General features: G+C 62.4%; 24 protein-coding genes. 13 read left to right on the top strand and 11 right to left on the bottom strand.

The features are described from left to right. The first annotated feature begins 17 nt into the window (after positions 1-17). Complete coding sequence (hpf, locus tag PYR71_RS03185; protein ID WP_003570772.1) at positions 18-593, top strand: ribosome hibernation-promoting factor, HPF/YfiA family; 576 nt, start codon at positions 18-20, stop codon at positions 591-593. Positions 594-667: 74 nt separating this feature from the next. Next, positions 668-1132: a PTS IIA-like nitrogen regulatory protein PtsN gene (ptsN, locus tag PYR71_RS03180; RefSeq protein ID WP_003570770.1), complete on the top strand. Its 465-nt coding sequence runs from the start codon at positions 668-670 to the stop codon at positions 1130-1132. Positions 1133-1207: 75 nt separating this feature from the next. On the opposite strand, the gene PYR71_RS03175 is transcribed toward ptsN, so the two are convergent. Beyond that, on the bottom strand, positions 1208-3511 hold the full coding sequence (locus PYR71_RS03175) for a methyl-accepting chemotaxis protein (RefSeq protein WP_275618190.1): 2304 nt from the start codon (positions 3509-3511) through the stop codon (positions 1208-1210). A 410-nt stretch (positions 3512-3921) separates the two neighbouring features. Then, a complete protein-coding gene (locus PYR71_RS03170) occupies positions 3922-4809 on the bottom strand; it encodes a helix-turn-helix transcriptional regulator (RefSeq protein WP_275618189.1) in 888 nt (295 codons plus the stop codon). 134 nt (positions 4810-4943) lie between these two features. Between PYR71_RS03170 and PYR71_RS03165 the strand changes: the two genes are divergently transcribed. Beyond that, positions 4944-5867: an SMP-30/gluconolactonase/LRE family protein gene (locus tag PYR71_RS03165; RefSeq protein WP_275618188.1), complete on the top strand. Its 924-nt coding sequence runs from the start codon at positions 4944-4946 to the stop codon at positions 5865-5867. Between the two features lie 163 nt (positions 5868-6030). On the opposite strand, the gene PYR71_RS03160 is transcribed toward PYR71_RS03165, so the two are convergent. Both PYR71_RS03160 and PYR71_RS03155 read right to left on the bottom strand, forming a co-directional pair. Continuing rightward, positions 6031-6930, bottom strand: a complete 900-nt coding sequence (locus PYR71_RS03160; RefSeq protein WP_275618187.1) for a ribokinase — start codon at positions 6928-6930, stop codon at positions 6031-6033. 85 nt (positions 6931-7015) lie between these two features. Further along, positions 7016-8233: a DNA recombination protein RmuC gene (locus tag PYR71_RS03155; RefSeq protein ID WP_275618186.1), complete on the bottom strand. Its 1218-nt coding sequence runs from the start codon at positions 8231-8233 to the stop codon at positions 7016-7018. A gap of 203 nt (positions 8234-8436) precedes the next feature. Here PYR71_RS03155 and PYR71_RS03150 point away from each other — a divergent pair, with 203 nt between their 5' ends. From PYR71_RS03150 to truA, 6 genes are all read left to right on the top strand, one after another. Beyond that, on the top strand, positions 8437-9933 hold the full coding sequence (locus PYR71_RS03150; protein WP_275618185.1) for a globin-coupled sensor protein: 1497 nt from the start codon (positions 8437-8439) through the stop codon (positions 9931-9933). Between the two features lie 98 nt (positions 9934-10031). Further along, complete coding sequence (gene def, locus PYR71_RS03145; RefSeq protein WP_275618184.1) at positions 10032-10547, top strand: peptide deformylase; 516 nt, start codon at positions 10032-10034, stop codon at positions 10545-10547. A 65-nt stretch (positions 10548-10612) separates the two neighbouring features. Beyond that, positions 10613-10873 (top strand): FitA-like ribbon-helix-helix domain-containing protein, encoded by a 261-nt coding sequence (locus PYR71_RS03140; RefSeq protein ID WP_275618183.1) that lies wholly within the window; start codon positions 10613-10615, stop codon positions 10871-10873. After that, on the top strand, positions 10870-11289 hold the full coding sequence (locus tag PYR71_RS03135) for a type II toxin-antitoxin system VapC family toxin (RefSeq protein ID WP_275618182.1): 420 nt from the start codon (positions 10870-10872) through the stop codon (positions 11287-11289). The genes PYR71_RS03140 and PYR71_RS03135 overlap by 4 nt, the downstream gene beginning before the upstream one ends. A gap of 20 nt (positions 11290-11309) precedes the next feature. Continuing rightward, entirely contained in the window at positions 11310-12245 is a 936-nt protein-coding gene (fmt, locus tag PYR71_RS03130) for a methionyl-tRNA formyltransferase (RefSeq protein ID WP_275618181.1), read from the top strand. Beyond that, positions 12245-13048 carry a tRNA pseudouridine(38-40) synthase TruA gene (gene truA, locus PYR71_RS03125; RefSeq protein WP_275618180.1) on the top strand — a complete coding sequence of 268 codons (804 nt, stop codon included), beginning with the start codon at positions 12245-12247 and terminating at the stop codon, positions 13046-13048. Before fmt ends, truA begins: the two co-directional genes overlap by 1 nt. A gap of 26 nt (positions 13049-13074) precedes the next feature. Here the strand turns inward: truA and PYR71_RS03120 are convergent, their stop codons facing one another. From PYR71_RS03120 to dapD, 3 genes are all read right to left on the bottom strand, one after another. Continuing rightward, positions 13075-13671, bottom strand: a complete 597-nt coding sequence (locus tag PYR71_RS03120; protein ID WP_275618179.1) for a hypothetical protein — start codon at positions 13669-13671, stop codon at positions 13075-13077. Continuing rightward, a complete protein-coding gene (dapE, locus tag PYR71_RS03115; RefSeq protein WP_275618178.1) occupies positions 13658-14851 on the bottom strand; it encodes a succinyl-diaminopimelate desuccinylase in 1194 nt (397 codons plus the stop codon). The genes PYR71_RS03120 and dapE overlap by 14 nt, the downstream gene beginning before the upstream one ends. Positions 14852-14951: 100 nt before the next feature. Next, on the bottom strand, positions 14952-15812 hold the full coding sequence (gene dapD, locus PYR71_RS03110; protein ID WP_275618177.1) for a 2,3,4,5-tetrahydropyridine-2,6-dicarboxylate N-succinyltransferase: 861 nt from the start codon (positions 15810-15812) through the stop codon (positions 14952-14954). Positions 15813-16005: 193 nt separating this feature from the next. On the opposite strand from dapD, the gene PYR71_RS03105 reads away from it, so the two are divergent. Continuing rightward, on the top strand, positions 16006-16866 hold the full coding sequence (locus PYR71_RS03105) for an LOG family protein (protein WP_010031366.1): 861 nt from the start codon (positions 16006-16008) through the stop codon (positions 16864-16866). Between the two features lie 89 nt (positions 16867-16955). Here PYR71_RS03105 and PYR71_RS03100 read toward each other — a convergent pair whose 3' ends face one another. Together PYR71_RS03100 and PYR71_RS03095 are read right to left on the bottom strand one after the other, a co-directional pair. Further along, complete coding sequence (locus PYR71_RS03100) at positions 16956-17573, bottom strand: EF-hand domain-containing protein (RefSeq protein ID WP_275618176.1); 618 nt, start codon at positions 17571-17573, stop codon at positions 16956-16958. Between the two features lie 113 nt (positions 17574-17686). Continuing rightward, the gene (locus PYR71_RS03095; RefSeq protein WP_183914198.1) at positions 17687-18403 is read right to left on the bottom strand and encodes a pyrimidine 5'-nucleotidase; all 717 of its coding nucleotides are present in this window, start codon (positions 18401-18403) and stop codon (positions 17687-17689) included. A gap of 188 nt (positions 18404-18591) precedes the next feature. Between PYR71_RS03095 and bchE the strand changes: the two genes are divergently transcribed. Genes bchE through PYR71_RS03080 form a run of 3 tightly spaced genes read left to right on the top strand, consistent with a single transcriptional unit; the run spans position 18592 to position 22018 of the window. After that, positions 18592-20121 carry a magnesium-protoporphyrin IX monomethyl ester anaerobic oxidative cyclase gene (gene bchE / locus PYR71_RS03090; protein ID WP_275618175.1) on the top strand — a complete coding sequence of 510 codons (1530 nt, stop codon included), beginning with the start codon at positions 18592-18594 and terminating at the stop codon, positions 20119-20121. 56 nt (positions 20122-20177) lie between these two features. After that, positions 20178-21251, top strand: coding sequence for a bifunctional transcriptional activator/DNA repair enzyme AdaA (locus PYR71_RS03085; protein ID WP_275618174.1), 1074 nt, complete (start codon positions 20178-20180; stop codon positions 21249-21251). Continuing rightward, positions 21248-22018: an isocitrate lyase/PEP mutase family protein gene (locus PYR71_RS03080; RefSeq protein WP_275618173.1), complete on the top strand. Its 771-nt coding sequence runs from the start codon at positions 21248-21250 to the stop codon at positions 22016-22018. Before PYR71_RS03085 ends, PYR71_RS03080 begins: the two co-directional genes overlap by 4 nt. Before the next feature lie 59 nt (positions 22019-22077). Here PYR71_RS03080 and PYR71_RS03075 read toward each other — a convergent pair whose 3' ends face one another. Beyond that, the gene (locus PYR71_RS03075) at positions 22078-23226 is read right to left on the bottom strand and encodes an alpha-hydroxy acid oxidase (RefSeq protein WP_275618172.1); all 1149 of its coding nucleotides are present in this window, start codon (positions 23224-23226) and stop codon (positions 22078-22080) included. Positions 23227-23585: 359 nt separating this feature from the next. Continuing rightward, complete coding sequence (locus tag PYR71_RS03070; RefSeq protein WP_275618171.1) at positions 23586-24491, bottom strand: fatty acid desaturase; 906 nt, start codon at positions 24489-24491, stop codon at positions 23586-23588. Between the last annotated feature and the right edge of the window lie 154 nt (positions 24492-24645).

Raw genomic sequence — 24645 nt, 5'->3', positions numbered from 1 at the left:
ATAAGAAGGGAAACTCCATGAGTGTGCGTGTATCCGGGAAACATATGGAAATTGGTGAATCCTTCCGTCAAAAGATCGAGGACCAAATTGGTATGGCCATCACGAAATACTTCGACGGGGGGTATTCCGGCCAGGTGACCGTCGAAAAGGCGAGTTCTCGTTTCTCGGCAGACTGCAAGCTTCATCTCGACAGCGGAGTGGTGCTGCATGCCGCCGGCGAAGCAACCGATCCCCAGCTTGCCTTCGACGCCGCTTCCGAGCGCATCGAGAAGCGTCTGCGCCGCTACAAACGCAAGCTGAAGGACCATCATGCCGGAAACCACCTGAATGGTTTTGCAGAAGTCTCCTACACGGTCATGGACTCCGTTCCTGATCACGAGGATGAAATTCCCGACGATTTCGCCCCAGCTATCGTCGCTGAAAGCACGAAGCAGCTGAAGACCATGTCGGTCGCCACCGCCGTGATGGCGCTCGACATGACCGACGAGCCGCTTCTCCTGTTCCGCAGCCCCGGCAAGGAACATCTGAACATTGTTTACCGTCGCCACGACGGGAATATTGGCTGGATCGATTCGGCCAATATCAAAGGCTGAGATCAGGGCGGTGAGCGGCGGTATCGTCGCCGCTCGCCCGCGTCATCTGATCCCGGCGACAGAAGGAAAAAGAAATGGCATTGGCAGATTTGCTCCATCAGGATGCGATCATTCCCGCCCTCAGAGTAAATTCCAAGAAACAGTTGCTTCAGGAATTGGCGGCACGAGCCGCAAGGATCACCGGGCTCTCCGAACGGGAGATCTTCGACGTCATCCTGCAGCGCGAACGCCTGGGCTCGACCGGCGTCGGCAACGGTATCGCCATTCCCCACGGCAAGCTGGTAAACATTCATTCGATCGTCGGAATCTTCGCCCGGCTGGAGCAGCCGGTCGATTTCGAAGCGCTGGACGACCAGCCGGTCGATCTCGTCTTCCTGCTTTTGGCGCCGGAAGGCGCGGGCGCCGATCATCTCAAGGCGCTGTCACGCATAGCCCGCGTCCTGCGTGATCACGATCTCGTGGCAAAGCTGCGCGCCACCGATTCCGCCTCGGCGATCTACGCCTTCCTCAACGAAGAGCAGACCTCGAACGCGGCCTGAACCGCTTCCATTCCTGACAAAAAAAGCGCCTGATTTCGCAGGCGCCTTTTTTCGTTATAAGACGGAACGGAACGATCAGAACTCTTCCCAACTGTCCTGCGCCACGGCGGCGGAACCGCGCGACGGCGCGGCCGGTCGGCGGGCCGCCGGCGCCCGCATCTGCTGGGCGACGGCGGTGAGCTGAGCGGCGTTGCCCGAACCGGAGACCCGGAAGCGTGTGGCGAGCGCCTTCAGCGTCTGCGCCTCGTCGTTGAGCGCCACGCTGGCGGCGGTCGCTTCCTCGACCATCGCTGCGTTCTGCTGCGTAACCTGGTCCATCTGGTTCATGGCCTGGTTGATTTCCTTGAGACCCACGGCCTGTTCGCTCGCCGAGGCCGAGATCTGCCGGATGAGGTCGTTGATGCCCATCACCTGTTCGGCGATCTTGTGCAGCGTGCCGCCGGCACGCCCGACGAGATCGACGCCCTCCTTGACCTGGACGGCCGAGGTGTTGATCAGCGTCTTGATCTCCTTGGCGGCGTTGGCCGAACGCTGGGCGAGCTCGCGCACTTCCTGGGCGACGACGGCAAAACCCTTGCCGGCCTCGCCGGCGCGCGCCGCCTCGACGCCGGCATTCAGCGCCAGCAGATTGGTCTGGAAGGCGATCTCGTCGATGACGCCGATGATCCGCGAGACCTCCGTCGAAGACTGTTCGATCCCCCGCATCGAGGCGATTGCCTTCTGCACCACCTCGCCGGACCTTTCGGCATCCTGACAGGCGAGGCTGACGTTGTCGGCCGCCGTGCGCGCATTCTCGGCGCTGGAATCGACCTGCGCGGTGAGCTCGTTGAGCGCGGCCGCCGTCTCCTCCAGGCTGGCCGCCTGCTGCTCGGTGCGCTTGGCGAGGTCGGAGGCGCTGTTGCTGATCTCGCCTGTGCCCGAGCCGATATTGGCGACGCTGAGGGTCATGGTGTTGATGGTCTCTTCGAGGCTTGCAAGCGCCGCGTTGAAATCCTGCTTCAGCTTGCCGTATTCGCCGGGGAACTCGTCGGTGATGCGGTGGCCGAGATTGCCGCGCGACAGCTCGGAAAGGCCGGCGCCGACGATCGAGACGATGCGGCGCTGTTGCGACACCGATTCTTGCCGTTCCGATTCCGACCGGCCGCGCTCGGCCTCCGCCGCCTGCCGCTCTCTGGCAGCCTCGTCTTCGAGGCGCTTGGTGTCGGCGAGCGTGAAGCGGAAGCCTTCGAGCGCCTTGGCGACCGAACCGACCTCGTCGCTCCGATCCTGGGCTGCGACCGGCTCCTCATAGTGGCCGTCGCTCAACGCCTTGACGCTGGCGACCAGCCCGCCGAGCGGCCGTTGCACGAGCGAACGGACGGCGAAATAGAGCGCCAGCATGACCGCGCCGAGCACGATCAGCCCGTTGATGATCATCATGTAGGTCTGGTCTTTGACCGGTGCATTGATGGCCGTGTGCGGGACATCGACGAGCACGACCCAGGTGGCGTTGACGCCGGGAACGGCGAAGGGATAGACGACGCGATCGAAGGGATCGAGGCCGTCATAGGTCAGGTTCCTGACGAGGCCGGGCTCTTTGTTCGACAGCGCCGCCTTGACGACGTCGGCGCCTTCTCCGTCATATTGCTTGGTCATCAGGTCGGGGTTTGGCGCGACAATCCAGTTGCCGGCCTGCGACAGCAGCGTCACGCGGCCGGAGCCGAAAGGATGCAGCGCCTGCAGCTTGTCGGTGAGCGACTTCAGCGAAATGTCGACGCCGGCGAGACCGATCATCTTGCCGCCGGCCGTGACGGGATAGGCGATCGAGGTCAGGAGCGTTGGGACATCTGTTCCCTCGGCAAGGTACGGCGTGGTGATCGCGCCCTTGCCGCTGTCAGCGGCGAGCTTCCACCATTCGGCGGTATAATCATTGTCGAAGGTTGAGTACTGGACGCCGCCATCCTTGGCCTTCGACCAGTAGGGCGTGAAGGCGCCGTTCTTGTTCGTCCCTTCGTCATTATTGTTGGCGATCTCGGTGGTCTTGCCGTCGAGCGCCCCGAGCTGCTCGCAGAACCAGCTGCCGAAGGCGAAGGCGTTCTGCTCGAGATTGGCTTTCAGCACATTGATCATGCCCTTGCGGTCGAGCGATTTGCCCTCATGGCCGCGGCCAATCACGCCCGACATGGTGCGTGCGGCGCTGGCGAGTTCGCCGACATTGGCGGCGATTTCGTTGGCGATCGATTTTGCCTCGAGATTGGCCTGAGCCATTGTCAGCGTCTGGACGCGATCCCGTGTCTGGCCGATGAGGAAAAAATTCGAGACGATGAGAACAAGCGCGATGGCGATGCCAGTGATGACGAGAAGTTTCGCTGCAAGCGATTTCATGCGAAAAATAAACATGGGGTCCTCGGGCAAGATACGCCGAACGGGCATTCTCCGGCGTAGGAGCGAAGGCATCGCTCCGTCATGGAGCAGCCGGCCTGCAGCGGCGCGTCTTTCAAGACGCCACGGGACGCTGCAGCACTTTGAACTGGCGGCCGGCTGCAAGAACGAAGGGCGCCGGCGACCACGAGGAAGATCGCCGGAAATACCTTAAATTTGAATGAAACTCGAATGGTCGAGGCAAGGAAAACCGCAGAAATTCCCTCAAAACCAATGGGTTTTCTCGGCGGCTTCGCAAAGAGACTGAAACTATATTCTGTCCGCGACGTCCTTGCTTGACGGGATTGATGGCTGTCTCCCGATTTGAGGCATGCGAGCGAACCGGCGACCGCGGTCTCCGCCCGCGATCTACACGTCGAGTTTGTCGGCTACCCGTTGAGCATCAAATCGGAATGGCGGAGCGTGCTGGGGTTGGACCCGAATGCCGCCCTGAAGCGCTTTGCGAAATGGGCCCTCGATGCATAGCCCACCGCGATGGCGGCGGCTTGAGCGCTCTCGCGCTGCGCCATCAAATGCCACGCCGCCAACATCCTTTCGCGCCGCAACAGTTTGGCGAAAGAGATACCTTCCTCCGCTAGTCGCCGGCGCATGGTGGATTCCGATAGGCCAATCATCCTCGCAACCTCGGGCGCCCGCCAGTCACGGGAGAGGTCACTGGCGATCAGCCCAAGCACGCGCCCCGTGATCGACACGTTGAACATGGGACGCGCTGCCGGATCGCCATGGAGGAGCGCAAGAAGTTCGGTCAGCCGCGAGCGCCGCACGGAGGATTGCGCGGGGCCATCGGCGATCGCCGAGGGGGCATGAATCACGGCATCGACCAGATGTGGCGTCAGCTCGACCTGCAGGGGCTCGACGGCGGCCCTGCGGCGGTCGGCAATCGTCGACGGAACGCTGGCCTCGAGCAGGGCCGAAGCGTCCGGCACCTCGAGGATCAGTGACTGATAGAAGCCGTGACTCTCGTCCGGCAGGTTGAGGATGTCCATCTTCGTCTTTGCCGGCAGCACAAACAGCGAGCCGGCGCGAAGCGCAGAGCCGTTCATGCCGCGCCAGACTTCCTTGGCGCCGGAGACGACAACGCCCAGGATCGGATGCGGAAGTTCGATGGCGATCAGGCGTTCCTTGGCCAGGGCACAATAGGAAAACAGGTTCTCGCCATGCGCGAGGCTGCCCCCGGTGCCCGCCGCTCGAAACCGTGCCAATCCCCCCAGCAGCGCGGAAGAGAGCGCTTGTTGTGATGCCTTCCCGATGTCCATGCGTATAACTTTATCCGATGGGCATGGCTGCGAAAATGATGGATTGACCGAAATGGGCTCATCTCCGGTCGAAGCGGGCGCGATGAGGCGCGGCTTTCCCGCAATTCTCGCCACTCCGCAACAGGAGTGAGCTTATGAGACGGATGATTTCCAGGAAGGTGCTGCAGGCCACGGCGGCGGCGATCTTTGTAGCGACCAGCACCCTGACCAATGCCTCCGCCGAGGAAACGGCGAAGGTCGTCACTGTTATCGATGGGTTTCAGTCACCCGAGAGCGTCCTGACCGTCGCCGATCGCCGCTTCGTATCGAATATGGGGAAGGCGCTCGATCCCATGGCGAAGGACGGCGACGGCTTCATCTCCGAGGTTTCCGCCGACGGCAAGGTCGTGACGCTGCGAGCTTTCCCGCCCGCCGGCGAGACGCTCGATGCGCCGAAGGGCATGGCTGCGGTTGGCGGCCGGCTCTATGTCGCCGATATCGACCGCGTGGTCGGTTTCGACCTGACGAGCGGGGCGCGCGTCTTCCAGCAACGCCTTCCGGGAGAAGAGCCAGCGCTCGCGAACGATCTCGTCGCGACCGCGGACGGGCAATTGCTGCTGACCGATAGCTTGCGCAACGCCGTCTATCGGCTCGACCCGAAGGCCGGCAGCATCGCCGAGCTCGCCAGCGGCATTCCCGGCGCGAACGGGATCATCGTCGAGCCGCAAAGCCGGCGCGTTCTCGTGGCCGGAATCGGCAAGAATTTCGGCGGCGGCGATATTTTTGCCATCGACGAGAGCGGCAAAGCAAGCCGCCTCGAACAGTCGCCGCATGGCCTGTTCGACGGACTGGCGACGCTGCCGGATGGCCGGCTGGCGGTCTCGGATTGGAAGGCGGTCGATCGCCCGGTTCCTGGAGCGCTGATCCTCTTCTCGGTCGATGGCGCTCCGACCGGCGAAATCCGGTTGGAGCGGGACATTCATGGCCCTGCCGATTTCACCGTCGACGGCGCGGCCGGCACGCTCTGGATACCGGCGACGCGCGACAATCAGGTTGTGATTGTCCGCCCGGGTGGCTAGCTCGGGCACGCACTGATCTGCTGCCTGAAAACGCACTATGCCGGCACGGTCGTCAGCCTCCGTCTGTGGCGGCCGCCGGTCGGCGGGCACGTCGGCAAGGAAAACCGCAGAAATTCCCTCCAAACTAATGGTTTTTCTCGGCGGCTTCGCAAAGAGACTGAAACTATATTCTGTCCGCGACGTCCTTGCTTGACGGGATCGATGGCTGCGCCCCCGATTTGAGGCATGCGAGCGAACCGGCGACGGCCGCCCGGCGCAACGCCGTGGGAAAATCGAGGCCGTCGTCGAGGCTTGCGGCGAAATAACCGCAGAAGGTGTCTCCCGCCCCCACCGTATCGACCGGTTCAATTGTCAGGCCTTGCGCCCTGGAAACGACCCCGTCGCGGATGGCGATGACGCCATCGCCGCCGAGTGTGACGATCAGCGTCTGGCCGGTCTCCTGATGCAGGCGGTAAAGGGCTGCCTCGCGTGCCTCGGCGTCCATGCCGACCTGCCCGGCGAGCCGCTCGAACTCGGTTTCGTTGGCGATGACGATATCGGCCAGGCGGCCGAGACGCGGCGCATCGGGGATCAGCGGCGCGAGGTTGAGGATGCTGGTGATGCCCTTGGCGCGGGCAGCCGACAGCGCGTGTTCGACGGCATCGACCGGCACTTCGAGCTGCAGCATCAGGATATCGCCTTCGTTCATCCTGCCGACCGCCGTCTCGGCATCGGCAGCCGTCACCAAGCCGTTGGCGCCGGGGACCACAGCGATCATGTTCTCGCCATCGCCGCCGACGAGGATCAGCGCCGTGCCTGTGGGGCCGTCGACATGCTTGACCAGGGAGAGGTCGGTTCCGGCATCATCGAGTAGGGCGAGCGCATCCGCGGCAAAACCATCCTTGCCGACGCCGCCGGCCATATGCACATAGCGACCAGCGCGGCGGGCTGCCAGCGCCTGATTGGCACCCTTGCCGCCGGCGGCCGTGGCAAATCCGTTGCCGGCGACCGTCTCGCCGGGCTTCGGCAGGCGCGCGGTCGTGGCGATGAGATCCATGTTGATGGACCCGAAAACTGTGATCATGAGGATGTCCTGTCTTTTGGAACACGCGGGTGACGTGATGTTCCAACTCTTGTATGAAATGCGGGGCAGACACTGCCCGAAGCGGTCACTCCTCGTCAACCATCCGAAGCTTGAGAAGACCGGTGCGGCTTTCCACTGATTTGGCCGGAGTCTCGTCGTCCGGCCTGATATCGCCGCTCGCCTCGAATTCCAGCGCTTCGATTTTGGCGCCGCGCCTGGTGAGCTTGTCGGCCGAGGTAACGACCATGTCGATATCCTTTTGCGCCATGGCGAAATGGCCCTGCAGCTTGCGCACCCGCTCGTCGAGACGGCCGAGATCGTCCATCAGCAGCGCCACCTCGCCCTGAATCAGATGCGCCTGCGCCCGCATGCGCTGGTCTTTCAGCACCGCCTGGATAACCTGGATCGATAGCGTCAGCAGCGACGGCGAGACGATGACGATGCGCGCCCGGTGCGCCTTCTGCACCACCGGCTCGAAATTTTCGTGGAGCTCGGCAAAGATCGATTCGGACGGCACGAAGAGAAAGGCGGTATCCTGGGTTTCACCCTGGATCAGATATTTCTCGGCAATATCGCGGATATGGATCTCCATGTCGCGGCGGAACTGCTGGCCGGCGAGCTTGGCGGCCTCGGGGCTGCCGGCGTCGCGGATGGCGTTCCACGCTTCGAGCGGGAATTTCGCGTCGATGACGAGCGGCGGCGCGCCGTTCGGCATGCGGATCGTGCAGTCCGGCCGCGAGCCGTTGGACAGCGTCTGCTGGAAGGCGTAGGCGCCCATCGGCAGGCCGTCGGCAACGATCGTCTCCATCCGCGACTGGCCGAAGGCGCCGCGCGTCTGCTTGTTGGAAAGTATCGCCTGCAGCCCGACGACGTCCTTGGCGAGCGTCTGGATATTGTTCTGCGCCGCATCGATGACCGCCAGCCGCTCCTGCAGCCGCTGCAGGTTCTCATGCGTCGATTTGGTCTGCTCGGTGATCGTCGAGTTCATGCGCTGCGACATGCCGTCGAGACGCTGGCTGATCGTCTGGTTGAGTTCGCTTTGCCGCGCGCCGAAGACCTCGGTCATCGCCGCGATCCGACCCTGCATCTCCGCCTGGATCTTCAAAAGCTCGGCCATGCGCATCGCACTTTCCCTGGCGCGCAGATCCGCCTCCTCCGCCTGTTCGCGGCGAAGCCCGGCGGCGCGCAAAAAAAGGACGATCACCAGCAGGATGAGGACTGCAAGAACGCCGCCGGCCAGCGCCAGCATGGTCGGGCTGATCGAGGCGACGGAAGCTGCGAGCGATTCGGAAGTGGCGGTCATGGCGCAACCATAACAGAACATATGGCAATATATAGATCAAAACGTGAACGAAATCGGTGATCCTCAATATCTTCCAAGGCCGCCGCGCCTTGCCGGCCCACGCGGAAAATCGCGGTCGGATTTAACGATTGCTCAACCATATTCGCCAAAAGCTGTGGCGCAGAATTCCCTCCCGCGCCGTCGCGCCAAATACAGAGATACCCATGACATCCCAGCAGACCGACAGCGCGCTCAAACAGCGTCTCGATTTCATCGAACTGGACGAGGCGTCACGCAAGTCGATGCGGGAGCTGCGCCCTGTGATTGCCGAGTTGATCGGCGGCGCCCTCGATAAATTCTACGCCAAGATTGCTAGGGCGCCCGCTGTCTCGAGCTTCTTCCCTGACAAGGTCCATGTCGGCCATGCCAAGAAGCGGCAGCAGGATCATTGGGCCAATCTTGCAGGCGGTACGTTTGATGAAAGCTATGTCGAAGGCGTGACCGCCGTCGGCCGCACCCATGCTCGCATCGGGCTGGAGCCGCGCTGGTATATCGGCGGCTATGCCCTCGTCATGTCCGAGCTCGTCAAGGGCATCATGGAGAAGCAGTGGCCGTCGGTCTTCGCGCGCCAGCAGGGCAGGCAACTGGCGGAGAAGCTGTCCGCCGTCATCAAATCGGGCATGCTCGACATGGATTATTCCATCTCGGTCTATCTTGAGACCCTGGAAGCCAAGCGCCGCGCGCTGGAAGAGGAGCGCGCCAAGGCGCAATCCGACCAGGCCATCGCGCTGGAGCAGCTGCGCCGCGGCCTGGAAGCACTGTCGAACGGCGATCTCGAAGCAACTCTGCCATCCGACCTGCCGGGTGATTTCAGGCAGATGGCCGAGGATTACAACCGCGCCGTCAGCGCTCTTCGCCAGTCTTTCGCATCCGTGCGCGACACGTCGGGCCAGATCATGAGCGGCGCCGACGTCATTTCCAATGCAACCAACGACCTGGCGCTGCGCACCGCCCAGCAGGCAGCCGGCGTCGAGGAAAGCTCGGCCGCCCTGCAGCAGCTTTCCGTCAGCGTCGGCCAAACCGCCGCCAATGCCGAAAAGGCTTCCGGCGCCGTGCGTGAGACACAGCAGAAGGCGAAGAATTCCGGTGAACTCGTCACCAGCGCCGTCTCGGCGATGGCCGGCATCGAAAAATCCTCGACCGAAATCTCCAAGATCATCGGCGTCATCGACGAGATCGCCTTCCAGACCAATCTTCTGGCGCTGAATGCCGGCGTCGAAGCGGCGCGCGCAGGTGAAGCCGGCAAGGGTTTTGCCGTCGTCGCCCAGGAAGTCCGCCAGCTCGCCCAGCGCACGGCTGAAGCCGCCAAGGAGATCAAGAACCTGATCTCGCAGAGTTCCCGCCAGGTCAATGAGGGTGTGGGCATCGTCTCCAGCACCGGCGAGGCGCTGAACGACATGATCAGCCGCATCGATATCATCAACCGATTCGTCGCCGATATTGCCGCCGCCGCCCGCGATCAGGCAACCGGCGTCGACGAGGTCAGCGTGGCGATCCGCAGCATGGGCGAAATCACCCAGCAGAATTCCGGCATGGTCGAGCGCACCTCGGCGGAAACCCGCCGGCTCACCGATGAGGTGGGAAAGCTGATCGAGCTGCTGCAACACTTCCGCGCCCGGCCGGAAGGCCGCGCCGTCACGGCTGCCCGCCGTGCGGCTTGACGCGAATATGGCAAAATTCCGGGCGGGGATGCAAAAAAGCGTCTTCCCCGCCCGCCGGATAATTCCATAGTGAGAAAAGATGGGTTATGGGAACGCCCATGACCATCAAGCCACTCATCATTCTTCCCGATCCCCTTCTCCGCCAGCTCTCAAAACCGATCGAGCGGGTCGACGCCGACCTGCAGCGTCTGGCCGACGACATGCTTGAAACGATGTACGACGCGCCGGGCATCGGCCTTGCCGCAATCCAGATCGGCGTGCCGCGCCGCATGCTGGTCATTGACGTCTCCCGCGAGGGCGAGGAAAAGCAGCCGCAGGTCTTCATCAATCCGGAGATCGTCAAATCGTCCGACGACCGCTCGGTCTATGAGGAGGGCTGTCTGTCGATTCCTGACTATTATGCCGAGGTCGAGCGCCCGGCTACCGTCTCGGTCAAGTATCTCGATCGGGAAGGTAAGGAGCAGACGGTGGACGCTGATGGCCTGCTCGCCACCTGTCTGCAGCACGAGATCGACCACTTGAACGGCGTGCTCTTCATCGACCATATCTCGCGGCTGAAGCGGGAGATGGTGATCAAGAAGTTCACCAAGGCGGCGAAGTCCAAGGCACTCTGAGTGTTGCGTTGAAAAGGCGCCGGCGAGGCATTATGATATCATCGATATCATAATGGAGGTGCCGAATGGGTGATTTGCTTATTCGCGATGTTCCTGAGGCAATGAAACGGCAGCTTCAGGAAAGCGCGCAGCGCAATGGCCGCAGCCTTTCGGAAGAGGCGATCGAAATCATCCGCCGGCAGATTGCGGCCGGGCGTTCGGGGGCTTCCGCCGGACAGCGCCTGCGCTCGCTGATGAGCCATGAAAGATTGACCGATGAGGAGGTGGAATCCATCGCCGCATCCCGCCACGAACCCGATCGCGAACTGCCGCACTTCGACACATGATCGTCCTCGATACGAATGTGATTTCCGAGTTGCAAGGGAGAACCCACAGCGAGCGGATATTGAACTGGCTTGATGGCTACGACGTCGAGGCGCTTTTCCTGACGACGATTGCCGTCGCTGAAATGCGCTATGGTCTTGAACTTCTCGACGATGGCAGGCGGAAGGCAACCTTGATATCCGACTTCAACAGGATCGAGTCGGAATTTGCCGGTCGTATCCTCGGTTTCTCTCTGAGCGCCGCCAATCGCTACGGCCTTCTGGCGGCGCAGCGCAGAAAGACGGGGCGGCCGATGGAGACCAAGGATGCCATGATCGCCGCCATCTGCCTTGCAAACGGCGCCACGCTCGCCACCCGCAGCATCCGAGATTTCGAGGGGCTTGATCTCAAGCTCGTAAACCCGTTTGAAGACGGCTAATCCTCAATTGGCGAGATAGAATGTCTCTTAGCATCATTTTCATGGGAACTCCGGAGTTCTCGGTTCCGACCCTGCGCCTGCTCGTCGACGCCGGCCACAGGATCGTCGCCGTCTATACGCAGCCGCCGCGGCCGGGCGGCCGGCGCGGGCTCGATCTGAAGAAATCGCCGGTGCATCAGGCGGCCGAGCTGCTCGGTCTCCCGGTCTTCACGCCGGTCAATTTCAAGGATGCGGAGGAGCGCGAGAGGTTTGCCGCGTTCAAGGCCGATGTCGCCGTCGTCGTCGCCTACGGGCTACTGCTGCCGGAGGCGGTTTTGAACGGCACCCGCGACGGCTGCTATAACGGCCATGCCTCGCTGTTGCCACGCTGGCGGGGTGCTGCGCCCATCCAGCGGGCGATCATGGCCGGCGATGAAAAGACCGGCATGATGGTGATGAAGATGGACAAGGGTCTTGATACCGGCGCCGTCGCGCTGAGCCACGAAGTCGAGATCGGCCCGAACATGACGGCAGGCGAATTGCATGACCGGCTGATGCAGGTCGGCGCCAAGGCGATGGCGGAAGCCATGGTGAAGCTGGAAATGAACGACCTGCCGCTGACGCCGCAGCGGCAAGACGGCGTGCTTTATGCCGCCAAGATCGACAAGGCCGAGACGCGCATCGACTTCGCCAGGGAGGCGCGGGATGTGCACAACCATATCCGCGGCCTGGCACCGTTCCCCGGCGCCTGGTTCGAGCTGGAGATCGGCGGCAAGCCGGAACGGGTGAAGGTGCTGGGGTCAGAGCTGGCCGAGGGGCAGGGGACCGCCGGGCAATTGCTGACCGACGATCTCGTCGTCGCCTGTGCTTCTGGCGCCGTGCGGCTGACACGGCTGCAGAAGGCAGGCGGCAAACCGCTCGCCGCATCCGATTTCCTCCGGGGCACGTCGCTTGCGGCCGGCACGAGGCTTTCCTGATGCCGCGCTACCGCATGACCGTCGAATATGATGGTGGTCCCTATGTCGGCTGGCAGCGGCAGGAGAACGGTCCGTCGGTGCAGGGTGCGATCGAAGCCGCGGTGCTGTCGCTGACCGGCGAGACCGTTTCGGTTCGCGGCGCCGGCCGCACCGATTCCGGCGTCCACGCCATGGGACAGGTGTTTCATGCCGATCTTTCGAAGGAATGGTCGCCCTACCAGCTGCAGAACGCCCTGAATGCGCATCTGAGGCTGGCCGGCGAGCGCGTCTCCATTCTCGACGTCGCGGCGGTTCCCGAATTCTTCGATGCCCGCTTCTCGGCTCTGCGCCGCCATTATCTCTACCGGATCGTCAGCCGCCGGGCGCCGCTGGCGCTCGAAGCCGGCAAGGCCTGGTGGGTGCCGAAGACACTCGACCACGAGGTCATGCACGCCGCCGCCCAGCGGCTGGTTGGCCGGCATGATTTCTCCACCTTCCGCTCCGCCCATTGCCAGGCGAGCAGCCCGGTGCGCACGCTGGACCGGCTCGATGTGACGCGCAACGGCGCGCTGATCGAGATCCGTGCCACGGCGCAGAGCTTCCTCCACAACCAGATCCGCTCCTTCGCCGGCACGCTGAAGCTCGCCGGCGAGGGCAAGTGGACGCCCGACGATGTCGAGGCGGCGCTCGAAGCGCGCGACCGCAAGGCCTGCGGCCCGGTGGCGCCGCCCGACGGGCTCTATTTCCTGCAGGTGGATTATCCTGAGGTGATCACCGATCGCCGTAGGCTGCCCGCCGACGAAAGCGACGACGATCTCTCATGATGTCCAATCTCATGCGATAACGCGGCTCAGGCGGGATAAATGCCGAGGAAGTGCTGCAGATATTCCGAAAGGATCATCGACGGCACCAGCAGCACCAGCGTCAGCGCGCCGACCATCAGCGCGTGATCGTGGCAGATCATCCGGAGGATCCGCGCCAGCACGAAGACCTGCGCCAGCATGAAGGCGAGCAGCAGCAGCGAGACGAGGCCGACGGCGCCGGGCAGGAAGAACACCAGCGCCAGCAGCAGGCCGTTGATGTAGGAGAGCGGCACGCCGAGCCAATTGACACTGACGACGACGGGGGCAAAGCGCTCGCCCATGCGGAAGGCCAGCAGCAGCAGCCCGGCAAAGACCAGCGGCACAATCCAGTTGGCGATCTCGACGAGGCCGAGCCTGACAAAAAAGGCAAAATCAACATCGGCTTCCGGCGGCAACGAGCGCAGGAAGGCCTGTCGCCACCAGAGCCAGGAAATGCCCATCGGCGGCAGGCACCAGGCGATCGCCCAGAACGAGCGGTTGACGCCACGCTCCGACAGATCGAGGAAGCGGAAGCCGCGCGGATCCATCCGGATCAGCAGCCACAGGCCGGCCAGGTAATACTGGACTTCCCTAAGACCCGGCATGGGCGAACCAGCGGGCGATGAAGGTCTCGTAGATCGCCGTCAGCGTCTCCAGATCGGCAACGGCGACGCGCTCGTCGACCATGTGCATCGTCTGGCCGACGAGGCCGAACTCGACGACCGGGCAATAGTCCTTGATGAAGCGGGCATCCGACGTGCCGCCGGTGGTCGAAAGCTTCGGGGATCGACCGATGGTGCTCTCGATGGCCGACGACAGCGAGGCGATCAGAGCATTGTTGCGGGTCAGGAAGACGTGGCTCGGCCGGTCGGCCCAGACGATATCATATTTGGCCGGCGGCCTGCCTGGACGCAGCTGGCCATTGCCTGCGGCGGCTTCGAGCCGGCGTAAGATTTCGACGCGCAGCGTTTCGACGGTCCAGCTGTCATTGAAGCGGATGTTGAAGCCTGCCGATGCCTTGGCCGGAATGACGTTCGTCGCAGGGTTGCCGACATCGACCGTCGTCACTTCGAGGTTCGATGGCTGGAAATCGTCGGTGCCGCCATCGAAGGGCGGGTCCATCAGCGCCTGCGTCAGCTGCAATAGGCCGCGCACTGGATTGTCGGCAAGGTGCGGGTAGGCGGCATGGCCCTGAACGCCATGCACTGTGATCTTCCCCGACAGCGAGCCGCGCCGGCCGATCTTGATCATGTCGCCGAGCCGGTCCGGATTGGTCGGTTCTCCCACAAGGCAGGCGTCCCACCGTTCGCCGCGCTCCGCCGCCCATTGCAGCAATTTGATCGTGCCGTTGATCGCCGGGCCTTCTTCGTCGCCGGTGATGAGGAAAGAGATCGAGCCGGCCGGCGGCCCGTTCTTTTCGATATGACGGGCGACGGCGGCGACGAAACAGGCAATGCCGCCCTTCATGTCGACAGCGCCGCGGCCGAAGAGCTCGCCCTTTGATATCTCGGCGGCAAAGGGCGGATGTGTCCAGGCGGCTTCGTCGCCGACCGGCACCACATCCGTGTGGCCGGCAAACATCAGGTGCGGGCCGTCGCTGCCAAGTCGGGCATAGAGGTTCTCGATATCGGCTGTGCCCTCTTCGCGTGCCGTCACCTTATCGACCGTAAAGCCGAGCGGCGCGAGCATGGCGTCGAGCGCCGTGAGCGCGCCGCCTTCGGCGGGTGTCACGGACGGGCAGCGAATCAACGTCTGGAGATTGGCGACGGGGTCGGTAGCGGTCATGGCGTCGAACTATCCGGCGGGAATGGCAAAGACATGGCAGGGCGGAGCCGCCTCGCGTAAAAAGACGCCGTCTGTTTAACGGATCAATGTGCCGGTGTCATCAATCTCTGAGCAGCTCGTTGATGCCGGTCTTGGAGCGGGTCTGTTCGTCGACGCGCTTGACGATGACGGCGCAGTAGAGATGCGGCGCCGGCAGGCCGTTTGCCATCGTCGCATTGGCCGAGGCCATCGAACCGGCGACGACGACGGAATAGGGCGGCACTTCGCCGTACATGACCTCGCCGGTGGCGCGGTCGACGATCTTGGTCGACTTGCCGATGTAAACGCCCATGCCGAGCACGGAACCTTCACGGATGATGCAGCCCTCGACCACTTCGGAGCGGGCGCCGATGAAGCAATTGTCCTCGATGATCGTCGGGCCGGCCTGCATCGGCTCCAGCACGCCGCCGATGCCGACGCCGCCCGACAGATGCACATTTTTTCCGATCTGTGCGCAGGAGCCGACCGTCGCCCAGGTATCGACCATCGTGCCTTCGCCGACATAGGCGCCGAGATTGACGAAGGAGGGCATCAGGATGGCGTTCGGCGCGATATAGGCAGAGCGGCGCACGACGCAGTTGGGCACGGCGCGGAAACCGGCGGCGCGGAACTGGTTCTCGCCCCAGTTTTCGAATTTCGAGGGAACCTTGTCCCACCAGGTGGAATTGCCCGAGCCGCCCTTGACCACCTCCATGTCGTTGAGACGGAAGGACAGCAGCACCGCCTTCTTCAGCCACTGGTTGACCGTCCAGGCGCCGTCGGCGCCGCGTGTCGCCACGCGGACCCTGCCGGTATCCAGCAGATCGAGTGCTGCTTCGACCGCATCGCGGACCTCGCCCTTCGTCGACATGTTCACATTGTCACGATTGTCGAAGGCGGCTTCGATGGTCTTTTCGAGGGATGCGAGGTCGGTGGCGCTCATGGGAATTCCTTAAACTTCGATCTTTATCGTGGAGACGGCGCAGTCTCCGGAATTGCGGTTGGCGGGATGGTTTCCTGCTCTACAGCATGCGCCCGTAGAATGGAATTATTTTTCGGGCAGGATCAATCTGGTTTCAAGGCGTTATAGCGACATATCCGGCACTAAGGCCGGCAGTACTGAAAGGCATTTCGACATGGCGAAGGGACGTAACGGCGGTTCTAGGCGCAAGGATGGCGTATGGGACCCGCTGAAAAGCAGTTCGACCGACAGGCAGCGGGCGCAAGCCGTGCCGAAGACGCCGCAGACGATGTCACCTGCCTATCGTCTCGCCTATGTCGACGAGGATTTCCTCTGCCGCGAGGAACTGCGGCCGATCCGCTTGCAGCTGGAACTGCTGAAGACCGAGATGATGCTGACGGAACGCGGCATCCGCTCCACCGTCGTCATGTTCGGCGGCGCCCGCATTCCTGCCCCCGGCCAGAGCGCCTGGGCGGCGCGCAACGACATCCAGCGCGTCAATCTGGAGGCGGCGTCCGTCTATTATGACGAAGCCCGCAAATTCGCCCGGCTCTGCTCGAAATATTCGGCGAGTTTCGATTTCCAGGAATATGTCATCGTCACCGGCGGCGGCCCCGGCGTCATGGAGGCGGGCAATCGCGGCGCGGCCGACGAGGGCGCACCCTCGATCGGCCTCAACATTGTGCTGCCGCACGAGCAGGCGCCGAATGCCTATGTGACGCCGGAGCTCAGCTTCAACTTCCACTATTTCGCCATTCGCAAAATGCATTTCATGGTGCGCGCCAAGGCGATCGCGGTCTTTCCCGGTGGGTTCGGAACGCTCGACGAATTCTTCGAATGCCTGACGCTGATCCAGACTGGTCGGATGGAGCGCCTGCCGCTGATCCTGTTCGGCGAGGCCTTCTGGCGAAGCATCATCAATTTCGAGGCATTGGCCGAATTCGGCACGATCGCGCCTGACGACGTCAAGCTGATCAGCTTCGTCGACACGGCCGACGCCGCATGGAAGATTGTTCAGGATTTCTACGAGCACTAAGAATAGGGCCTAAGCGCAGGTCTCGATCGCGAAAGCTGTCCCTTTCCCCGCCGGAGCGGGGAAAGAGCGGGGCAATGGTTCGTCCAGCCTTACAGGAGCGGGCGGTCCGGCATGTCGTCGATCGAGATGACGCCGTCCTTGTTGCGGTCCATGCGGGTGAACAGTTTGTCGAAGGCGGCAACCGCTTCCTGTTTGGAAATCTGGCCGTTCTCGTCAGTGTCGGCCCGGCGCATCATCATCGAGGCGCGCATGAAGGTGCCGCCATGGCGCATCCAGTGATGGCCGTCATGCCCGTCGCGGGGCGGCCGCCCGGCCTCGTTATCCGGCATGTCGGCCGTCGCGTTCGCGTCTTTTTCGGCGCCGGCCTCCTGCTTGTGCTGATCCTTCATCGCCTGCAGCTGCGTCTGCCGGTACTGGCGGATTTCGCCTGGAGTCAGCGAGCCGTCATTGTTGGTATCGATCGCGGCGAAGATCTTGTGGAGTCCACTGCTCGCTTCCTCCTTGGAGACCTTGCCATCCTTGTTCGCGTCGAACTCTTTGAGCATGCGGACATAAGTGATTTCGAGGAAGGCGTCGCGGCCCGGACCGTCCATGCCGGCATGATGCGGACGCGGCCCGTTGCCGGGTGCGGCAAAACTTACCCCGGCGGCTCCGCCGAAAATGAAGACGGAGGAGAGCGCTGCCACTATCAGCTTGTTGCGGTACATCGTGTTTCCCTTTCGTAAGGTGTCCCCTCACGAAAGAGGCTATGGCAGCGGACCCAAAAGACCCAGTTAAACATCGGTAAGCTGGGTGAAACTTTGGTAAGGTGTCCGGTAGTCTAGCCGCCGGATCCGGTCACCTTGCCGAGGAATGCGACGAGATCGTCGGTGACGAAATCGATGTGATCCTCCTCGCCGCTGGTTCTTTCCCACCACTCGACGACCGTGTCTTCCAGATTGCGTGGCACCAGCAGCACGGTCTGCATGCCGAGCGCCTTCGGCACCGTCAGATTGCGCGGCAGATCCTCGAACATCGCCGCTTTGCCCGTGTCGACGCGCTTCAGCGCCGCAAACTTATCATAGGTAGCCTGCGCCGGTTTGGGCACGTAGTCGGCGGCGACGATGTCGAAGATATCGTCGAAATGCTCGAGAATGCCGAGCGCTCCTGCCGTCATCTCGGCGTGTTTGACGCTGCCGTTGGTGAAGATGAATTTACGCCCCGGCAGCGCCTTGATCGCCTGTCCGAGTTCCGGCTGCGGCATCAGCGCCGAATAATCGATTGCATGCGCCTTTTCGAGAAAGTCGTTCGGATCGATGCCGTGATGGATCATCAGACCCTGCAGCGTCGTGCCGTGCTCGAGATAATATTGCTTCTGCAGCTTGCGCGCCTCTTCCCGCTCCATCTGTAAGAGCGCGGCGACATAGGCGGTCATGTTCCTGTCGATCTGCGCGAAGAGATTGACATGATGCGGATAGAGCGTGTTGTCGAGGTCGAAAACCCAGTCAGTAACGTGGTCGAAATCGGCTTTTTCGGGGGTGCGGTCGATCTTTGTCATGGCGGTCTTATGGCATGGCTGCCGCGGGAAACCAAAGGGCTTTTGCTCGAGTGTCCGCTTTCCCGTGGCCTTCTTAAAAATGCCGTCAGATTTTCACAACTTTAAAGAGATTCCGGCTGAATATCGCCATTGATCGCTGGTGACTTTCTGCCTGCGTCAGACAGGGGGACCCGCAAGGGTAAAGTCGCATGAAGATCGTTCTGATCAATCCACCACATACCGCTATCGGTAGCCGTATTCCCGATGATCACCTTCCACCGCTCGGCCTTCTCTCGGTCGCAGGTCCTCTGATCGATGACGGTCATGATCTCAGCCTCATCGATGCAGAGTTCGGACCGATGACGATTGCGGAAATCATCGACCGGATCACGGCGAACGGTCCTGATCTGGTGCTGATCAGCCATTCCGGCTCGACTTCGGCCCATCCTACTGCGCGCGCGATCGCAGAAGCGGTCAAGCGCAGCGATCCCGCGATCCGCGTTGTCTATGGCGGCGTGTTTCCCACTTACCATTGGCGAGAGGTGCTGGCCGAGACCGAGGCATTCGACATCGTCGTGCGAGGGGAGGGCGAGGAAACGATGCGGCGCCTTGCCGGTGCCCTGGCCGCCAACCGTCCGCTTGATGCCATTGCCGGCATTGCCTGTCGCGACGGCCGCGGCGAAGTCCGGGCAACCCAGCCGGCGCAGGCGATCGCCGATCTCGCTGCCTATCGCATCGGCTGGGAACTGATCGACCATGCCAGCTACAGCTATTGGGGTGGCAAGCGGGCCGTCGTTATGCAGTTCTCGCGTGGCTGTCCGCATCTGTGCAATTATTGCGGCCAGCGCGGCTTCTGGACCCGATGGCGCCACCGCTCGCCGGAACTGTTTGCCCGCGAGATCGCCAGGCTTTATCACGAACAGGGAGTCGAACTCATCAATCTTGCCGATGAGAACCCGACCTCGTCGCGCAAGGCCTGGCTCGCGTTCCTCGAAGCGATGATCGCCGAGAATGTGCCGGTGCAGATCGTCGGCTCAACGCGCGCGGATGACATCGTCCGCGACGCCGATATCCTGCATCTCTATCGCAAGGCCGGTGTCGTGCGCTGGCTGCTCGGCATGGAAAATACCGACGAGGCAACCCTGGCCCTGATCAAGAAGGGCGGAGCCAAAACGACCGACCGCGAGGCAATCCGGCTTCTGCGCCAGCACGACATCCTCTCAATGGCGACCTGGGTGGTCGGTTTCGAAGAGGAGAAGCTCAGCGATCTCTGGCGCGGCTTCCGGCAACTGCTCTCCTATGACCCCGACCAGATCCAGGCGCTCTACGTCACCCCGCATCGCTGGACACCCTTCTTCCGTATCGCCCGTGACCGACAGGTGATCGAGACCGATATCCGCAAATGGGATTACAAACATCAGGTCTTGAAGATGCGGTACCTGAACCCCTTCGTGCTGATCGCCTGCGTCAAGCTCATCGAGGTGGCGGTCCAGGCGCGGCCGAAGGCACTGGTGCGCATCCTCTTTCATCGCGACCGCGAGCAGCGCCATTCCATGCGTTGGTACACGCAGATGGGGCGCCGGGTGTGGTTTCATGAGGTTCTCGAATTTCTTTTCCGCCGCCGCCATCTGAAGAATGGCCCGACGCTCGAGAATTTCTGGGGCGCGCCGCAGGATGACGAGGAGGAGTCGATGCTCCGACCGCAACGGCATATAAAGAGCCTCGACGCGGCGGAATAAAAATAGACGCCCGATTTTCGGCGGACGCGACAGGCGCGGAATGCTAGAAAGCGGGCATGCTGTTCGAACGCCCCGACGATGATACGCTCTATGACGCCCTGGTCGCGCGCAGCGCCGATTACGAGGGTCAGGCCTATGTCTGCGTGAAGACGACAGGCGTCTTCTGCCGTCTGACCTGCCCGGCGCGCAAGCCGAAGCGGGAAAACACCCTGTTCTTTGAGACGATCGCCGCCTGCATGCATTCCGGCTTTCGCCCCTGCCGGCGCTGCAAGCCGCTTGAGCAGCCGGGCCGTGAGCCGGTCGTCGACGCCTTGCTGGCCCGGCTGGAGGACGAGCCGGAGGTCCGCTGGAGCGAAGACGAGCTCGTTCGCCGCGGCCATGATCCTTCGACCGTGCGCCGCGCCTTCAAGCGGGCGCTCGGCATGACCTTCCACGATATCGTCCGTTACATCCGGCTCGGCGAAGCGGCCAGGCAGCTGGCCGATGGGGCACGCGTCATCGATGTCCAGATCGAAGCTGGATATGAGTCTCCGAGCGGCTTTCGCTCGGCTTTCCAGCGGCTCGTCGGCAAGGCGCCGGCGCTTTCGCAGAACCGCGAACTGCTCTTTGCCGATTGGTTCGACACGCCGCTCGGGCCGATGATCGCGGTTGCTGACAGGACCTGTCTGCATCTTCTCGAATTTCATGATCGCAAGGCGCTGCCGGCCGAACTCGAAGCGCTGCAGAAACGCGTCCGCTCTTCGGTAGCGATCGGCCGCACCCCTGTCATCGATCAGATCGAGGCGGAAATCCGGGATTATTTCGAGGGCCGGCTCAGCGTTTTCGGGACGCCGCTGGCGCTCGGCGGCACGCCCTTCGAAAAACATGTCTGGGCAAAGCTGATGGAGATTCCGATCGGGCAGACGCGCGCCTATGGCGATCTCGCCAGGGAGATGCAAAGGCCGAAGGTGGTGCGGGCCGTCGGCCGCGCCAATGGCGCCAACCAGCTGGCCATCATCGTGCCCTGCCATCGAATCCTCGGCGCGGACGGGTCGCTGACCGGTTACGGCGGCGGGCTCTGGCGCAAGCAATGGCTGCTGCGCCATGAAGAGAAGATCAGTACACAGGCAAAGATGGAGGAAAAAGCATGAACCAGACTGAAAAGGCCCGAGCATTCGGCGCGCTGCACCAGAAGGGCAATCCGATCGTCCTCTACAATATCTGGGATGCCGGCACGGCGAAGGCGGTGGCGGAAGCCGGCGCCAAGGCGTTGGCGACCGGAAGCTGGTCGGTCGCCGCAGCCCACGGGTATGCCGACGGCGAGAAGCTGCCGATGTCAGTGCTGGTCGAGACGGCGAAATCCATCACCGATTTCGTCGACCTGCCGCTTTCCGTCGATTTCGAAGGCGCCTATTCGGCGGAGCCCGAGGGGGCGGCGGCCAACGTCGCCAGACTGGTCGAGATCGGCGCCGTCGGCATCAATTTCGAAGATCGGGTGGTGTCCTGCGAGGGGCTCTATCCCGTCGAGAGCCAGGCGGCCCGCATCCGCGCCGTTCGTGACATGGCCGACGGCAAAGATATTCCCTTTTTCATCAACGCCCGCACCGATCTGTTCCTGGCCGAGAGCGATCTTGCCAAACATGCCGGTCTGGTGGACGAGGCGATTGAGCGGGGCAGGGCCTATGCGTCCGCCGGCGGCAGCGGCTTCTTCGTGCCCGGTCTGATCGATGCTGGTTTGATCGAAAAGATCTGCGCGGCATCGGCGCTGCCGGTCAATGTTATGATGCGGGCGGGCGCCCCTGATGTGAAAACGTTGGCACGGCTCGGGGTCGGCCGCATCAGCTATGGGCCGGGGCCTTACCGGTCGATGATGGAAAAGCTGAGACAGGAGGCGGCAGCGATTTACAGCCTGCTCTGAAAAGTTTGCGGGCCGCATCCGCATGAAAGGCTGCGGCCCGAAAATGACATCCCGTTTGTTCAGGAACGGAAGCGCAGATTGTGCCGTGTCAGCTGGTTGACCGAGGTGCAACCCATCAGCTTCATGTCGCGCTCGATCTCGGTGCGCATCGTCTCCAGCGCCCGCTCGACGCCGGGCTGTCCGGCAGCGGCTAGCGGGAAGAGATAGTAGCGTCCGAGCCCGACGGCCTTTGCCCCCAGCGACAAGGCCTTGAGAACATGCGTGCCCCGCTGCACGCCGCCATCCATCATCACGTCGATCCGATCGCCGACGGCATCGACGATCTCGGCCAGCTGATCGAAGGCGCTGCGGGAACCGTCGAGCTGGCGGCCGCCATGATTGGACAACACGATGCCGGTGCAGCCGATCTCGACCGCGCGTTTGGCGTCCTCGACCGACATGATGCCCTTGAGGCAGAATTGCCCGCCCCAGGCCTGCACCATCTCCGCCACGTCGTTCCACGACATCGAGGGGTCGAGCATCTCGGTGAAATAGCGGCTGATCGAGAGCGCGCCGCCATCCATCTTCACATGATTTTCGAGCTGCGGCAGCCGGAAAGCCTCATGCGTCATCCAGTCGATCCCCCAGGAGGGCTTGATCGCAAACTGCGTCATGCCGGCGATATTGAGCTTGAAAGGAATGGCAAAACCGGTGCGCTTGTCGCGTTCGCGGTTGCCGCCGGTGATACTGTCGACCGTCAGCATCATCGCCTGGACACCGGCGGTCTTCGCCCGCGCCATCATTTCGTGGTTGAGACCGCGGTCCTTATGGAAATAGAACTGATAGACCTGTGGCCCGTCGCTGATCTGCCTGGCCTCCTCCAGGCTGATCGTGCCGAGCGAAGAAACGCCGAACATCGTGCCGTATTTGGCCGCTGCCGCCGCGACCGCCCGTTCCCCCTGGTGGTGAAACAGCCGCTGCAGCGCGGTCGGCGAGCAATAAACCGGCATCGCCAGCTTTTGTCCCATGACGGTCACCGACATATCGATGTCGGCCACCCCGCGCAAAACGTTGGGCACCAGATCGCAAGCTTCGAAGGCCGCGGTATTGCGCCGATACGTCACCTCGTCATCGGCGGCGCCGTCGATATAATCGAAGATCGGCCCGGGAAGCCGCCGTTTGGCCATGCGCCGGAAATCGTGAAAATTATAGCAGTCTGTAAGGCGCATCTTTTTGCTCGACCCGTTGAGTTTGGGGCCGCAACCTAAAGCACGATTCGAAATCTTGCCAAGTCTAGATCGTGCGATTTGCGACCTGTCGGATGGATATTGCTGCTTGGGTGGTTTGCAGGCGGACGATCACCTGCGGTGGCCTCCGACGTGTCTCATGCAGAGGCTGTGCCGTCTCACCCCGGCCTGTGCCTCGGCGCGGCATTCTCCAACCTCACGCCGCAGCGATGCTCCTTGCATGCATCGACCGCCAGCGTACCGCCCCGCCCTCCGAGGCACCTCAGGGTGAGGCTCTCTTGAACGCTGCGCTATATTCTGTGGTGCCGCTCAATGCTGTCCGACAGGATGAGCCCACCAGCTTATCCGGAGATTTCGAAGCGTCTCAAGCCATCCCTCGGTACGATAGTGTGCGGGAGCTTGATCGCCGAAGCAAGGCCGAGCCCTGCCAGCAACCGGATGAAATGCCAACCGAGGTCCAGCTCTCCCGGCTCGATGCCGAGCCGCGCTGATTCCGGAAAGGCGTGATGGTTGCCGTGGAAGCTCTCGCCGAAGGTCACCAGCCCGAAACGCGGCAGATTGTATCCCTGTACCGCGACGTTATCGACGCTCCAGCCTTGATGGCCGTTCCGATGGGCGAAATGGCCGACCAGCCAGTGCCCGGTCAGCGACACCGAGATCCGCACGGCAATCCCCCAGACCAGCCACGGCAGCCCGCCGAGAGTGAAGAGCAGGAGTCCCAAGGGAATTTGCTGCGCCATCCATGTCGCCTCCAGGAGACGATAAAAGCGGTCGCCCCGCTCACACTCTTCAAGGACGAAGCGCGGCGGCCGGTCGAGCACCACGGCGCAATGCATCTGCCAGACGGCGTCGACGAAGAACGATCGCCGATGGGCATAGAGGTCATGGCAGTCTCGTTGCCGCTGCGCCCAGTCGCGAATGTCGTGGGCATAGATCATGCCGAAGGGACCGGCCATGCCGACCAGCGTGCCGAGATAGACGAGCAAATGCTCGAGCCAGATCGGAGCGCTGAATGAACGGTGAATCAGCAGCCGGTGCATGCCGACCGAATGACCAAGGCAGATCGTGATGGCGGTCGATAGAACAAAGACGGTAACAGCGCTCCAGCTGAAGGTCAGCGGTCCGCCCATGATGGCAATCATGGTCATGGTGGTGACCCAGATCGACTTTGCGGGCATCCAGACCACGCGGCCCCTCACGGGATTACTGCCGTTGTCGATCATGCGTCCGGTGGAAATGCTGCGCATGGCAAAACTCCTCCCATCGGGCCAATTCTCCGGTTGAACAGCGCCCGCCAATTCATTAATTAAGCAATTATCTAATTACTTTGCGCCAATGAAAATAATTAGGCAATATACGCTATTTACTTAATTATCCTGCGACGCTTTGGTGCCACAGGCA

This window comes from Rhizobium mulingense (assembly GCF_029194105.1).
In the GTDB taxonomy this organism is placed as follows: domain Bacteria; phylum Pseudomonadota; class Alphaproteobacteria; order Rhizobiales; family Rhizobiaceae; genus Rhizobium; species Rhizobium mulingense.
This window is presented reverse-complemented; position numbering and strand designations above follow the sequence as displayed.

Bases quoted from the DNA above. Each gene is read 5' to 3' on its own strand.
- PYR71_RS03165 (WP_275618188.1), top strand. From the start codon at position 4,944: ATGAGACGGATGATTTCCAGGAAGGTGCTGCAGGCCACGGCGGCGGCG.
- hpf (WP_003570772.1), top strand. From the start codon at position 18: ATGAGTGTGCGTGTATCCGGGAAACATATGGAAATTGGTGAATCCTTC.
- PYR71_RS03170 (WP_275618189.1), bottom strand. From the start codon at position 4,809: ATGGACATCGGGAAGGCATCACAACAAGCGCTCTCTTCCGCGCTGCTG.
- PYR71_RS03105 (WP_010031366.1), top strand. From the start codon at position 16,006: ATGGCGAAGGGACGTAACGGCGGTTCTAGGCGCAAGGATGGCGTATGG.
- PYR71_RS03070 (WP_275618171.1), bottom strand. From the start codon at position 24,491: ATGCGCAGCATTTCCACCGGACGCATGATCGACAACGGCAGTAATCCC.
- PYR71_RS03095 (WP_183914198.1), bottom strand. From the start codon at position 18,403: ATGACAAAGATCGACCGCACCCCCGAAAAAGCCGATTTCGACCACGTT.
- PYR71_RS03080 (WP_275618173.1), top strand. From the start codon at position 21,248: ATGAACCAGACTGAAAAGGCCCGAGCATTCGGCGCGCTGCACCAGAAG.
- PYR71_RS03085 (WP_275618174.1), top strand. From the start codon at position 20,178: ATGCTGTTCGAACGCCCCGACGATGATACGCTCTATGACGCCCTGGTC.
- PYR71_RS03160 (WP_275618187.1), bottom strand. From the start codon at position 6,930: ATGATCACAGTTTTCGGGTCCATCAACATGGATCTCATCGCCACGACC.
- PYR71_RS03140 (WP_275618183.1), top strand. From the start codon at position 10,613: ATGGGTGATTTGCTTATTCGCGATGTTCCTGAGGCAATGAAACGGCAG.
- PYR71_RS03150 (WP_275618185.1), top strand. From the start codon at position 8,437: ATGACATCCCAGCAGACCGACAGCGCGCTCAAACAGCGTCTCGATTTC.
- bchE (WP_275618175.1), top strand. From the start codon at position 18,592: ATGAAGATCGTTCTGATCAATCCACCACATACCGCTATCGGTAGCCGT.
- PYR71_RS03155 (WP_275618186.1), bottom strand. From the start codon at position 8,233: ATGACCGCCACTTCCGAATCGCTCGCAGCTTCCGTCGCCTCGATCAGC.
- fmt (WP_275618181.1), top strand. From the start codon at position 11,310: ATGTCTCTTAGCATCATTTTCATGGGAACTCCGGAGTTCTCGGTTCCG.
- PYR71_RS03075 (WP_275618172.1), bottom strand. From the start codon at position 23,226: ATGCGCCTTACAGACTGCTATAATTTTCACGATTTCCGGCGCATGGCC.
- dapE (WP_275618178.1), bottom strand. From the start codon at position 14,851: ATGACCGCTACCGACCCCGTCGCCAATCTCCAGACGTTGATTCGCTGC.
- PYR71_RS03100 (WP_275618176.1), bottom strand. From the start codon at position 17,573: ATGTACCGCAACAAGCTGATAGTGGCAGCGCTCTCCTCCGTCTTCATT.
- dapD (WP_275618177.1), bottom strand. From the start codon at position 15,812: ATGAGCGCCACCGACCTCGCATCCCTCGAAAAGACCATCGAAGCCGCC.
- PYR71_RS03135 (WP_275618182.1), top strand. From the start codon at position 10,870: ATGATCGTCCTCGATACGAATGTGATTTCCGAGTTGCAAGGGAGAACC.
- PYR71_RS03175 (WP_275618190.1), bottom strand. From the start codon at position 3,511: ATGTTTATTTTTCGCATGAAATCGCTTGCAGCGAAACTTCTCGTCATC.
- ptsN (WP_003570770.1), top strand. From the start codon at position 668: ATGGCATTGGCAGATTTGCTCCATCAGGATGCGATCATTCCCGCCCTC.
- def (WP_275618184.1), top strand. From the start codon at position 10,032: ATGACCATCAAGCCACTCATCATTCTTCCCGATCCCCTTCTCCGCCAG.
- truA (WP_275618180.1), top strand. From the start codon at position 12,245: ATGCCGCGCTACCGCATGACCGTCGAATATGATGGTGGTCCCTATGTC.
- PYR71_RS03120 (WP_275618179.1), bottom strand. From the start codon at position 13,671: ATGCCGGGTCTTAGGGAAGTCCAGTATTACCTGGCCGGCCTGTGGCTG.